The organism is Pseudomonas sp. NPDC089743 (genome assembly GCF_044748785.1).
GTDB lineage: Bacteria > Pseudomonadota > Gammaproteobacteria > Pseudomonadales > Pseudomonadaceae > Aquipseudomonas > Aquipseudomonas putida_X.
Genome location: NZ_JBIVGS010000002.1, coordinates 461,824 through 473,901 on the forward strand (window position 1 = coordinate 461,824; position 12,078 = coordinate 473,901).

Consider the following 12,078-nt stretch of genomic DNA (forward strand, 5'->3'; position numbering starts at 1 on the left):
CTAGAGAAAGCCGATGAGCGACTTCACTTCCAGATACTCCTCCAGGCCGAACACCCCCATTTCCCGGCCATTGCCGGACTTCTTGTAACCTCCCATCGGGGCAACGTTGTTCGACGGCGCGCCATTGAGAAACACGCGCCCGGCCTGGCAGCGGCGCGCGACCGCCAAGGTCTGCTGCTGGTCACGCCCGAAAATGTACGCACCCAGCCCATAATCCGTACCGTTGGCGATGGCCAGCGCTTCGTCGATATCGGCATAGGTCATCACCACCAGTACCGGCCCGAATATCTCTTCCTGGGCAAGGGTGTCGGTGGGCTTGACGTCAGCGAACACGGTCGGCCGGATATAGTACCCGTGCTCCAGCCCCTCGGGGCGCCCCGGGCCACCGCAGACCAGGCGCCCCCCCTCCTCCAGGCCGATGCCGATATGCCGCTGAATGCTCGCGAACTGACGCGCGTTGACCACCGGGCCCATGGTGGTGGCCGGGTCACGCGGGTCTCCAACGCGAACGTGACGCTCAACCTCCTCGCGCAACAGCGTCAGCAAATCTTCCAGCTGGCTGTGATGGACCAGAATCCGCGTAGGCGCATGGCAAGATTGCCCCGCGTTGGAAAAACCTCGGGTGATGTTCCACTTCGCGGCCGCCGCCAGGTCAGCGTCCGGCAAGATGATATTGGCGGACTTGCCACCCAACTCCTGAGACACCCGCTTGACTGACGCCGCGGCGGCTTCGGCAACCAGAATACCGGCACGGGTCGAGCCGGTGAACGACACCAGATCGATGCCGGGGTGGGCACTGATGGCATGACCCACTTCCGGCCCGTCGCCGTTGACCAGATTGAACACACCTTTTGGCACACCGGCCTCGTGCAGTATCTCGGCCAGCACCCTGGCGCTGGCCGGGGTGTACTCGCTGGGTTTGGCGACCACGGTGCAGCCAGCGGCAAGTGCTGACGCCAGCTTGATGCTGAGCAACTGGATCGGCCAATTCCAGGCGGCGATCAGGCCGCACACGCCAATGGCCTCCCGGCGGATCAGGTTGTCGCCTAACGCCACCTCGAATTCGTAGCTGTTCAGGGTCTCGATGGCTTGGCGGAAGCAGGCCAGGGCGGATCCGGTCTGCCCAGTCAGGCTCAACGGCGCGCCCATTTCCAGTGAGATCGCCTGCATCACATCGGCCTGGCGCGCGTCGAAAACCTCGACGATGCGCTGCAGCAGGGCAATCCGCTGAGCCTTGCTGGTCTGGCTATAAGAAACGGACGCCTGACGTGCAGCCTGTACTGCGCGATCGACATCCTCGGCGCTACCCAGGCTCACCGTGCCGTAGGGTTGTTCGGTGGCGGGGTCGATCAACTCGAAGCATCGTCGGCCCACAGGCTCGACCCACGCGCCGTCGATATAGAATTGACGATAATCTTTCATGCGGACTCCTTGTGGTTCTTCACTGCAGCGCGGTACTGCGCCGGGCAAGCAATTCGCGTTCGAAGGCGTTCAACACTTCGCTGCCCGGACGCCCCTTACGGTCCAGGCTGTGCGCCCAGTCCAACGGAACATTGACCAGCAGCTTGTCAAGCGTGGCTTTCTGCTCATCGGTCCAGCTGTAGATGGTCATGCCAGCCTCCTGCACCTGCGCCATGGCTGCCTTTTCGGCCTGCTCTGCGTGGTTGCAGAAGCTCTGCTCGCTCTTGATACCGGCCTCCACCAGCACCTGTTGGATATCCGCAGGTAGCGACTGGAACTTGCGTTCGGACATCACCGCGAAAACTCCAGGGGTTCCCAGGCTATAACCGGTCACCCCATACTTGGCGGCTTCATACAGGTCGTAATCGACTACCGACAGATACGACGACATCATCGAGTCAAGCGTGCCACGGGCCAGCGACTGCATCACCTCCGGCGATGCCATTTTCACCGGAACGCCGCCCAGGGTGGCAATGGACATGGCCATCGCCCCGCCAGCGTTGCGATATTTCAGGCCATGCAGGTCTTCGACGCGGGTGATCGGACGGCGTGATGCCGAGGGAACGTAGGGCGGGTAGACGTGGTAGCTGAGTACGCGAATACCGTTGGGCGCGTACTCATTTTCATAGATGAAGCCGCCGGGCTTGCCCATGCTACGCATGATCGATGCGCCCTCGCAGGAGGACTGGATCTTGCCAGGCAAGTCCAGCACCCCGAGCAGCGGCAGCTTGTCGCTGGCAACGCCGGTGGGCACCTCGGCAATGTCGATGACGCCGACCTTGACCAGATCCAGCAACTGGTTGGCCTTGCCCAATTGCTCGGCCGGGTAGAACTCGAACTTCACCCGCCCCTGCGAGCGCTCGGTGGCATCGGCCATGAGAATGTTGTCGCCGTACTTCACGCCAATATGGGTGGAGGGGGTAAAAGTGGCCAAACGCAGCACGATCGGCTCTTCGGCGCGCACGCCGAGCGTTATCAGTGGCAGTGCCAAAGTGCAGGCGACGAGCAACCCTGTACGTTTCATCGGAACCTTCCTTTAAACGTCTTGTTATTGTGGGGTAGCGATACGGGTCGACCCACCCGGGCGACATCAGGACTTCATGGTCGAGGGCAGCCAGGTGACAATGCTCGGCATCGCCACCAGCAATGCGATCAGTAACAGGTGCGCGATCACATGGGGCACCGAGCCACGGAATACGTCTGTCACGGGCATGCGGGTGTACTTGGAGATGACGAACACGTTCATGCCCATCGGTGGTGTCAGCAGGCCCACTTCGCCAATGACGATGGTCAGTACGGCGAACCAGATCGGGTCGAACCCCAATTGCTGGATCAGCGGGCTGACGATCGGTACGGTCAGCACCATCATCGCGATCAGGTCCATGAAGCAACCCAGGATCAGGTAGATCACCAGGATGCACAGCAGGATCGTCCAGTTCGAGACCCCCGACTGGGTGAGAAACGTGAACAGCCCCTGGGTGGACTGGGTCAGCGTCAGGTAGTAACCGAACACCTGAGCACCGATGATGATGAAGGCGATCATGCAGCTGGCCTCGGCCGCCTTGATTGCGGCGCGCAGCAGCTTTTTGGTTGGCGTGCGGCGCGTCACCGCCAGCCCCAGCGCCGCCAGGGCGCCGACCGCCGAGGCTTCAGTTGGTGTACCGATGCCCGCATAGATGACCACGGTGATCAGGCTGAACAACAGGATGAACGACCAGGCAAAGCGCAGCGAACTGATTTTTTCCCACCAGCTGTAGCGCTGTGCCGGTGGTGCGTGCTGCGGATTACGCCAAACCAGCACCGCCACCGTCAGCATGATGACGAGCGCCACCAGCACGCCGGGCACGATACCGGCGATCATCAGCTTCGCCACGCTGATATCAGCCAGCAGTGCATAGATCACCATCGCGCCACTGGGCGGAATGAGCATCGCCAGCGTACCGGAAATGGCCACCACGCCCGCCGCCAGACGGCGATCATATCCCTGCTTGATCATGCCCGGAATGCTGGTAGACGACAGCGTCGCCGCCGCTGCGGTACTTGAGCCTGAAATAGCCCCGAATGCCGCACCCGTCAGCGCCGTGGCGTGCGCCAACCCGCCCGGTGTCTTGCCCATCCAGACTTTGGCGATATTGAACATATCATCGCTGACGCCGCTGGCGATGATGAAGTTGGCCATCAGAATGAACATCGGAATCATGATGAATTCGTAGCTGTGCACCGCCGACAGCGGCGTTGCCGCGAGCACGCCGAAGACCGTATGGATGTCGCCGATCATGAACAACCCGACCGCGCCGGCCATCATCAATGAAAGCGATACCGGCAGGCCGATGACCAGCCCCAACAGCAGTACGCAGAGCCCTGTGACAACGACCATCATGCGTTCTCCTCTTGAGCCTGCTCATGGCCGTCGATCAACGACAGCGCCACCGCCTGTTCGCCGGTAAGCCCGGCCAGCAGGTTACAGACCGACATTTGCAGCAAGCGCAGGGTCAACACGACCACGGAAAACGCCACGCCCGCCTCGCTGACCCAGATAGGCCAGGCATAAGGCCCGGATGCGAACAAGCTGAGCACCCAGCTTTCATGGGCGATGGTGGTGATCTTCCAGGCCATCATGGCAATCATCACGGCAGCGAGCAGCAAAGCCAGGCCAATGATGACCTGGTGCAGCCGCGGCGGTAACATGCTGGCGAACAGGTCCACGCAGATGTGACCATTGCCTCGCAGCGTATGGGACAAGGCGAGAAACAACACGCCCGGCAGCAGATAAAGAATGGAAACATCGACCGTGAAGGTGAACGGTCGATTGAACGCGTACCGCGACAGCGCGTCGAGCGACACCAGAATCATCAGCGCGAAGATCAGCACCCCGACCGCCAGGATCATCTTGCCCTCGACCCAGCTCAGGCCACGATCCCAGGCACGCATGCCTTTTACCCAGCCTCGCAGCTCGCGCTGGGCAGGGTTAACCGATGACTGGGCGGCGCAGTAGCTGTAAGGCACCTTGTCGGGTCGGCTGCACTTCAGCGGCATAAGAGCCAGCGGTTGCTTCATGGAAGCCTCCTATCATGTGTTTCTTGTCGTTGTTGTAGTCATGACATGCCTAGCGTTTCGCTGCCCTGAGGCAGGTACCAGAGGGGAGCAAGAAGCAAGCCAATGCCCGCGCAAAGGTTGCAACCCGGCCCCGCCTAGCTCCTGCCCTGCCACGCTCGATCACCAGGGTGCTCGCGTGTAGTTGTCGTGAACAAGCGACTGCACGTGGCGAATACATCCATCACAGGGTGATCGCCATCTGCAGGATGGTCTTGTTGACCCGGTAGCAGTCGAGCGTCTCCTCGCCGCCCTCGGTGCCGATGCCGCTCTCGCGCATTCCCCCAAAAGGCGACTCGGCCCCTGGGCTGCCGAAGTTATTGATGGCCACCGAGCCGCAGCGCAGTTCGCCGGAAACATACGCTGCCTGCTCCAGGGAGTTGGTGAATACATAGCCAGCCAGGCCGACAGACAAGCTGTTGGCGATCTGCAGGCCATGTTCGAAATCACGCATGGGCAGGCAAAGTGCCAACGGCCCGAAGGGCTCCTCGCTCATCGCTCGGGCATTCTCGGGTACATCGCAGAGGACCGTGGGCGCATAAAAGCAGCCCTGCTCTGCGACCCGCTCTCCACCGGCTGCCACTCGTGCCCCACGCGCCACCGCGTCTTGCACCAAGGCATCCACTGCGGCCACCCGCTGCGCGCTGATCAACGGGCCAACCTGAACCCCCGGCTCGAAACCGTCGCCCACGCGCAGGTTCGCCGCCGCCTCGGCAAAGGCGGCCACGAACGGCGCATACAGACGGTGATGAATGATGAAACGTGATGGCGATACACACAGCTGGCCGGCCATGCGGAACTTGGCAGCGACCGCCAGCTGGGCCACCGCGACTGGGTCGACATCCTCGCCTATCAACACCGGGGCATGCCCGCCCAGTTCCATGAGCACAGGTTTCATGCCCGCTGCGGCAAGGCGGGTCAATTGCTTGCCAACCTCCACCGAGCCGGTCAGGGTGACCATCTGGATCACATCCGATGCGATCAACGCCGTGGAAACCTGCGCCGAGTCACCGAATACCAGGTTGAGCACCCCGGCCGGCAGGCCGGCATCCATGAAACACCGAGCGAACAAGCAGACAACCCCAGGCGTTTCCTTGGCCGGCTTGATGATCACCGAGCAACCCGCCGCCAGCGCACCACTGATCTTGCGCGCAGGTGAACTCAACGGCACATTCCACGGAGTGAAGGCGGCTACTGGCCCCACCGGCTCCTTGCAGGTATAGAGCTGCATCGGCGCCGGTGCCGGAATCACCTTGCCGTGGCTACGCAGCAACTGCTCGGCATCCCATTCCAGGAAGCTGGCGGAGCGGTCGATTTCGCGGCGCGCATCCGGCAAGGGCTTGCCCTGCTCCAACGTGATCACCGGGGCAATCTGTTCGGTACGCTCGCGCAACAGCGCAGCAGCGCGGCGCAGCAGTGCCGCACGCTCCCCGGGCGCAGTGCGGCGCCAGGTGTCGAAGCCTCGGTCCGCCGCCGCCAAGGCGGCCTGCAGATCATCCGCCGTCGCCCCGGGGATGTCGCCAAGCACCGTGTCATCGCTGGGGTTGCGCACGGTGTAGCAGGCAGGGCGATCGTGTATCCACTCCCCGCCTATCAGCAGGCCGATGCGTGGATACTCGGGGCGCACGGCGGCACCCGAAGGGCGCTTGCCCAGGGTCATCTCGTTCATTTTTCAGATCCTCTGTATGCAGCCTTGCCGAATGTCGGCAGAGTCTGTGTGGGGTTTCAGTCCTGAGTACGCTGGGGGATGCCGAGGCAGTCCTGGCTAGCGTGAATACCGTGCAGGTCTGCGGCGCTGCGATAGCGCTGCAATGCGCAACCGAGCAGGGTCATCGGCGTGGCACTGGCCAAGCCCAACCCTACCAACGCCTGCAAGTCGCAAAGCGCCTGCTGCAGTGTTGCGTCACTTGCAGGTGAAACCGCCGGTTCCAGCAGGCGCTGGCATTCGCGGCTCCAAGCGGAGCCCTGATTGATCACGGTGGCCATGACTGGTTCTGCCAGCCCCAAACGGCGCCCGACAGCCACGCTTTCGTTGACCACCAGACGGTTGCACAAACCCACCGCATTGATCACCAGGCGTACCACGCCAGCCTGGCCAACTTCACCGCAGTCGATCAAAGGCTGGCGAAACACGCTCAGCACATGCCTTACCCGGGCCGACTGGGCTGCCTCGGTGGCATACAGCAGGCTGTCTGCTCTGGCGGCTGCCTGCTGTGGCAAACAGGCTTCGCACAGAACAATGCCTCGCAGGCGCAGGGCCGCTGCCAGTGGCGGCCAGTGTGCAGGCGGGCGCGCAGTGAAGTCGATGAGCAGCCGGGGCTCGCCCTTGACTGCTGCGCCATGCATCGGCAACTGCGCGAGTAACTGCTCGCTATCCAGCCCGCAGGCAATCACCACCGGGTTGTCGGCAAACAGCGTGGACAAACAAGTGACCGGCTTAGCGCCGTCGCGGGCGAAGGCCTGCATCCATTCATCCGGCAGGTCGCATACCTGCACCGTCTGCTCGGCCAGCAAGCGGCGTACGAACGCGCCACTGGCGAATTGCCGGCCGACGATACCCACACCATTCATTGCCCACCGACCCTCTGGCGCCTCGCCTTGCACAGCCGCCAGGCCGTCGACCAGACGCACGCCGGCCAGCGACTCACTGAAACCAACCAGATCGTCCAGGCAGGCCTGCTCGCTGAGCAGGCTGAGCGCCATCTGCATGACGCTGCGCGCCAGGCTCCCCATGGGCATTGCCGCCTCGACCTCTAGCCCCAGGCTCAGTGCCTGATTGAGATCCTTGATCATCAGCTGCAACGCAAAATCGCTTGAAGGCCGGCCTTCGAGCAGCGCAGTGAGCAAATGACGCGACGTGAAATTCTGCGCCCAGCTGGTGTTGAGTGCCTCGCTCAACACCACCAGCGGAACGCCCAGCTTGCGCCCAAGCGCCACCAGCTCCAGGGTCGAGATACGGTAACCGGCATTGATGATGTTGTTGACCAGCTTGAGCGCCTGGCCATCGCCAACCCGTTCGCTGCAGTGATAGACCCGCGGGCTGATCATCTGCAGCACTGGCAGGGCGCGGGCACAGTCAGCGGCCTGGCCAGCCAGCATGATCGTGATGGTGCCGGCCTGGGCCGCCGGCACGCCACCGGCGACTGGGGCGTCCACCAGTGAGCAGCCGCGCGCGCGCAGCCGATCGGCAAAGGCGCGCGTCTGCGCTGGAATACCGCTGGTCTGGTCGATGATCAATGTACCCTCGCGCAGGTGCGGGTAAAGCCCGCCTGGGCCGAACAACACCTGTTCGACGTTGGCGCTGCGTGGCAGGCACAGCAGAATCACCGAACACTCCTGGGCCAACTCCGTGAGGCTTGGTACCGCATGTGCGCCTTGGGCTGCCAGCGTGGCCACGGCTTGCTGATTGAGATCGCAGACCTGCAGCGGATGATGGGCGAGCAGTTGCCGGGCCAGCGCACTACCCATAGCGCCCAAACCGATGTAGCCAATTGTCATTGTTGTTCTCCTGTCCCTTCGGCCAGCGCATGGCGGTGTGCGGTTCGCGCCTGCCCTACCTTGTCGAGCAAGCTTGATGCCAGCCTTGCGCCCTTCTGTTCCGGGGACTGCCCGCACCTTCACCCCGCCACTGTCGCCGGTGCCGACATCGGCTGTGCGTGAACGCTACACGCCGCGTCGCTCAGACCATAGACACGTTGCGCCGTACCGCTGTAGATCAGGGACTTTTCCTCGACCGAACAGCCGGCCGTGATGCGCTTGAACAAGTTCCATACGGTGCGATAAGCGAAACCGGCCTTGTCCACCGGGAAGTTCGAAGAGACCATGCAGCGCCCGGCGCCGAACAGCTCGACGCAGGGCTCAAGGTAGGGCCGCCACAGTTCGGCCAGGGCCTCGGAACCGAGCGGCGCGGCGTGCTGAGTGAAGTCGTAGTTGCCAATGTTCATCAGTAGGCCGCCCATCTTCACCGAGACGTTCGGGCACGTGGCCAGCTCGCGCAGGTCGCGCAGCCAGCGTTGATGGTTGTCACGCTCGTGGCCGGCGTAGGCACCGTGGCCAACGGGGCTGCCGCAGTGGATGAGGACGATCTGCACCTGTGGGTGCGCCCGCGCCAGGGCCGTGACGTCGGGCATCTGCGGGTGGTAGATGCTGGCATCGAAGGCCAGCCCCAACTCGCCCAAGCGCTGGATGCCGCGACCGAATGCGGCATCCAGATACAAGCCTGCGCGGTCGGCGCTGTATTGGCCCTTGACGACCGGGTCGGCGTCCCACTTGGCGCGCTGACGAATACCTACCAAGCGACCATCGGCCACACGCAGGTGTTCCTCCAGTGCTTGCGCGGTGCGTTCGCCCTGGCTCAGATCGGCATAGCCGACGATGCCCGCCGCCACCTGTGTACGCGGCTCGGCTCTGGCGGCCGATTGCCGCGCCAGGTCCACGGCGAATTCGGTCTCGCCAGCGTACTTGAGGTGCTCAGGCCCCGTTTCGCGATAACGCTGGAAGCACTCGACGAACACCGAGGCCTGTACGTTATGGCCGCTGACGGCCAGGTCGGCGAGGTACTCGTCGAGAAAGTAGCGATGGCCCTGAAACGCCCACAGGTGCAAATGGGTATCGATGATCGGCAGCTCAGGCTCCAGCACCGGCTCAGCAGCGGCGCGGGCCAGCCACTGCTCGTCGGGCGCCTGAATGGTGGCGAAGATGCTGTTCTTGTTGTTGTTCATACCTGTCAGCCTCTGTGTGGTTCGGCCCGGCAGGCCCTCGAAAAGGAGCCTGCCGGGGTAGCGATCAATCCAATGCTCGCGTGGAAAGCGAAAGCGGCTCCCAGTGGTCCAGCTCGGCACTGACGGCGGCGATGTCGTCGCGGATCAACGACAGGCTGTCAGGCCCCAGTGGCAGGCGCAGGGGCGGCTGCTCGGCGGCGACCAGTGCGCAGAGCGCAGGGCCGAACTTGGCCGGGTCGCTTTCCTGTTTGCCATGGCGCTCCTGCACGTAATGCTTGATGCGTTCGTTGGTTTCCCGGTAGTCGCCGTCATCGATCAGCGCGGTGATCAGCGACGGGCCCGCGAAGTCGCTGCGGAAACCGCCCGGCTCGATGATCGTGACGTTGATGCCAAGATGACGGATCTCGTCGGCCAGTGCCTCGGAATAACCCTCCACAGCGAACTTCGACGCGCTGTAAAGGGAAAAGCCCGTGGCACCGCGATAACCGGCCTTGGACGACAGGTTGATGATGTGCCCGCTGCGCTGGCGGCGCATCACCGGCAGCACGGCGTGGGTCATCTCCACCAGGCCGAAGAAGTTGACCTCGAACAGCGGCCGGTACTTCTCGGCTGGCGTGGCCTCGGCCACTGCCAGCAGGCCGAAACCGGCGTTGTTGACCAGGACATCGATGCGTCCGAAGGCTTGCTCGGCCTGCGCGACCACCTCCTTGAAACGGCCGTGGTCACGGGCATCGAGGTGGAAGGCGCGCAACTGCTCGGGATAGTCGGCCAGCAGGCAGTGCGAGCCATCCTCGGCCAGCACGGTGACGATGACGTTGTCGCCTTGCTCCAGTGCGGCACGCGCGGTGGACAGGCCCAGGCCTTTGTCAGCGCCGGTAATCAACCAGGTACGGGGAGTCTGCATGGCAATTCTCTCTTGTCAGTCGAGGGGTAATGAGTCGCGCAGCGCCGTGGCTTTGCCGCCCGACGCTGTGTGTGACGTGGCGCTTGGCCCATGGCGTCGGCTGCGCCAGACGCTTCGCAGCTCGCCGACCACACCGCGGCGCAGCAGCAGCACGCAAAGCACGAACACGCTGCCGGTAAGCACCGGCGCCGGGAGTGCGGAGGTGACCAGCAGGCTCTCCAGGCTGACCACGATCAGCGCGCCGATCAGTGGCCCGAAAAAGGTCCCGAGGCCGCCGAGCAAGGCCATCAACACCACCTCGCCACTGAGGTGGAAGCTCACGTCGTCCAGTGTCGCCAGTTGGAACACTAGCGCCTTCATGCCGCCGGCCAGCGCCGCCAGCAGCGCCGAGATGACGAACACGATCAGTTTGTAGCGGGCCACCGGATAGCCGAGGGAGCTGGCGCGGTCCTCGTTCTCGCGGATGGCCAGCAAGATGTGCCCGAACGGCGAATGGAGGGTGCGCCAGATGACCAACATGCCACTGATGAACAGCAGCAGCACCAAAGCGTAAAGGTTTGCAGTCTGGTTCAGATCGATCAGGCCGAACAGCTCGCCACGCGGCACGTTCTGAATGCCGTTCTCGCCGCCGGTGAAGGGTGCCTGATGGGCGATGAAGGCCACCAGTTGGGCCATTGCCAACGTGATCATGGCGAACTCGATGCCACGCCGGCGAATGGCCAGCGCCCCGATCAACGCGCCCAACGCCGCCGCCATGACCATACCGAACAGCACCGCCAGCAGCGGATCGAACCCCCAGACCTTGGCCGCATGCGCGGTCAGGTAGGCACCGGTGCCAAGAAACGCAGCGTGCCCAAAGGACAACAGGCCGACATAGCCGAGCAGCAGGTTGAAGGTTGCCGCGAACAGCGTGTAGCACATCAGCTTCATCACAAAGACCGGGTAGACGAAGGCGGGGGCAATGATCAGCAACAGCACCACCAAGGCGGCGGCAATGGCCGTTGCACGGTTTTCAACGCGTGCATTACTCATTTCAGGCACTCCTCGCGAACAGGCCACCGGGACGCACCAGCAGCACCAGCGCCATGACCACGAACACCGCCAGGGTGGCGCCCGGTGGGTAGAAGAACTTGGTCATACCCTCGACCATACCTAGCAGGTAACCGGTCGTGACCGCACCGAAGACCGAGCCCATGCCGCCAATGACCACCACCCCGAACACCAGAATGATCAGGTTGGAGCCCATCTGTGGGCTGACCTGCAGGATCGGTGCGGCCAGTACCCCGGCCAGCGCAGCCAAGCCCGCCGCAGCAGCGAACGTCAGGGTCACCAGCCGCGACACATTGACCCCGAATACCTGCACCAGCGCGGCATTCTCGGTGGCCGCGCGCATGTAGGCGCCCAGCGTCGAGCGCTCGATTAACGCCCAGGTACCCAGGCATACCAACAGCGATACCGCGACCACGAACAGGCGGTAATACGGCACATAGACGAAACCCAGGTCGACCGCGCCGCGTAACAGTTCCGGTACCGGATAAGCTCGCCCCGAGGATCCAAAGCCGTACCGGAACAGGCCCTCGATCACCAGGGTAAGGCCGAAGGTGAGGAGAAACCCGTAGAGCGGATCGAGCCCGTGCAAACGGGTCAGCAGGGTACGCTCGAGAACACCGCCGATCACCGCCACCACCAGCGGTACCAGCAGCAACGCCCACCAAAAGTTCAGGCCGGTGTGCTGCAGTAATAGCCAGGCAAGGAAAGCGCCAACCATGTACAGCGCGCCGTGGGCAAAGTTGATGATGTGCAACAGGCCGAACACCAGGGCAATACCCAGCGACAGCATGGCGTAGAACGAGCCGTTGATCAGGCCCAGCAGCAGTTGTCCGAAAAACAGTTCCATGG

General features: G+C 63.2%; 10 protein-coding genes. All 10 read right to left on the reverse strand.

Annotation, left to right across the window (positions count from 1 at the left end; translation table 11 throughout):
- A complete protein-coding gene (locus tag ACIPZC_RS05590; RefSeq protein WP_400625430.1) occupies positions 1 to 1,422 on the reverse strand; it encodes an aldehyde dehydrogenase family protein in 1,422 nt (473 codons plus the stop codon).
- 19 nt (positions 1,423 to 1,441) lie between these two features.
- Positions 1,442 to 2,485 carry a TRAP transporter substrate-binding protein DctP gene (dctP, locus tag ACIPZC_RS05595; protein ID WP_400625432.1) on the reverse strand — a complete coding sequence of 348 codons (1,044 nt, stop codon included), beginning with the start codon at positions 2,483 to 2,485 and terminating at the stop codon, positions 1,442 to 1,444.
- A 66-nt stretch (positions 2,486 to 2,551) separates the two neighbouring features.
- The gene (locus tag ACIPZC_RS05600) at positions 2,552 to 3,841 is read right to left on the reverse strand and encodes a TRAP transporter large permease (RefSeq protein WP_400625434.1); all 1,290 of its coding nucleotides are present in this window, start codon (positions 3,839 to 3,841) and stop codon (positions 2,552 to 2,554) included.
- Positions 3,838 to 4,518 carry a TRAP transporter small permease subunit gene (locus ACIPZC_RS05605; protein WP_400625436.1) on the reverse strand — a complete coding sequence of 227 codons (681 nt, stop codon included), beginning with the start codon at positions 4,516 to 4,518 and terminating at the stop codon, positions 3,838 to 3,840. The genes ACIPZC_RS05600 and ACIPZC_RS05605 overlap by 4 nt, the downstream gene beginning before the upstream one ends.
- 220 nt (positions 4,519 to 4,738) lie before the next feature.
- Positions 4,739 to 6,223, reverse strand: a complete 1,485-nt coding sequence (locus ACIPZC_RS05610; protein ID WP_400625438.1) for an aldehyde dehydrogenase family protein — start codon at positions 6,221 to 6,223, stop codon at positions 4,739 to 4,741.
- A gap of 56 nt (positions 6,224 to 6,279) precedes the next feature.
- A complete protein-coding gene (locus tag ACIPZC_RS05615) occupies positions 6,280 to 8,052 on the reverse strand; it encodes an NAD(P)-binding domain-containing protein (protein WP_400625440.1) in 1,773 nt (590 codons plus the stop codon).
- Positions 8,053 to 8,171: 119 nt separating this feature from the next.
- Positions 8,172 to 9,275 carry an amidohydrolase family protein gene (locus tag ACIPZC_RS05620; RefSeq protein ID WP_400625442.1) on the reverse strand — a complete coding sequence of 368 codons (1,104 nt, stop codon included), beginning with the start codon at positions 9,273 to 9,275 and terminating at the stop codon, positions 8,172 to 8,174.
- Between the two features lie 64 nt (positions 9,276 to 9,339).
- Entirely contained in the window at positions 9,340 to 10,179 is an 840-nt protein-coding gene (locus tag ACIPZC_RS05625; RefSeq protein WP_400625444.1) for an oxidoreductase, read from the reverse strand.
- Positions 10,180 to 10,194: 15 nt separating this feature from the next.
- Positions 10,195 to 11,211 (reverse strand): branched-chain amino acid ABC transporter permease, encoded by a 1,017-nt coding sequence (locus ACIPZC_RS05630; protein ID WP_400625446.1) that lies wholly within the window; start codon positions 11,209 to 11,211, stop codon positions 10,195 to 10,197.
- Between the two features lies 1 nt (position 11,212).
- Complete coding sequence (locus tag ACIPZC_RS05635) at positions 11,213 to 12,076, reverse strand: branched-chain amino acid ABC transporter permease (protein ID WP_400625448.1); 864 nt, start codon at positions 12,074 to 12,076, stop codon at positions 11,213 to 11,215.
- Between the last annotated feature and the right edge of the window lie 2 nt (positions 12,077 to 12,078).

What these genes read in the sequence shown, in the direction of transcription:
- ACIPZC_RS05615 (WP_400625440.1), bottom strand. Translation starts at nt 8,052, where the DNA reads ATGACAATTGGCTACATCGGTTTGGGCGCTATGGGTAGTGCGCTGGCC.
- ACIPZC_RS05620 (WP_400625442.1), bottom strand. Translation starts at nt 9,275, where the DNA reads ATGAACAACAACAAGAACAGCATCTTCGCCACCATTCAGGCGCCCGAC.
- ACIPZC_RS05590 (WP_400625430.1), bottom strand. Translation starts at nt 1,422, where the DNA reads ATGAAAGATTATCGTCAATTCTATATCGACGGCGCGTGGGTCGAGCCT.
- ACIPZC_RS05635 (WP_400625448.1), bottom strand. Translation starts at nt 12,076, where the DNA reads ATGGAACTGTTTTTCGGACAACTGCTGCTGGGCCTGATCAACGGCTCG.
- ACIPZC_RS05630 (WP_400625446.1), bottom strand. Translation starts at nt 11,211, where the DNA reads ATGAGTAATGCACGCGTTGAAAACCGTGCAACGGCCATTGCCGCCGCC.
- ACIPZC_RS05600 (WP_400625434.1), bottom strand. Translation starts at nt 3,841, where the DNA reads ATGATGGTCGTTGTCACAGGGCTCTGCGTACTGCTGTTGGGGCTGGTC.
- ACIPZC_RS05605 (WP_400625436.1), bottom strand. Translation starts at nt 4,518, where the DNA reads ATGAAGCAACCGCTGGCTCTTATGCCGCTGAAGTGCAGCCGACCCGAC.
- ACIPZC_RS05625 (WP_400625444.1), bottom strand. Translation starts at nt 10,179, where the DNA reads ATGCAGACTCCCCGTACCTGGTTGATTACCGGCGCTGACAAAGGCCTG.
- dctP (WP_400625432.1), bottom strand. Translation starts at nt 2,485, where the DNA reads ATGAAACGTACAGGGTTGCTCGTCGCCTGCACTTTGGCACTGCCACTG.
- ACIPZC_RS05610 (WP_400625438.1), bottom strand. Translation starts at nt 6,223, where the DNA reads ATGAACGAGATGACCCTGGGCAAGCGCCCTTCGGGTGCCGCCGTGCGC.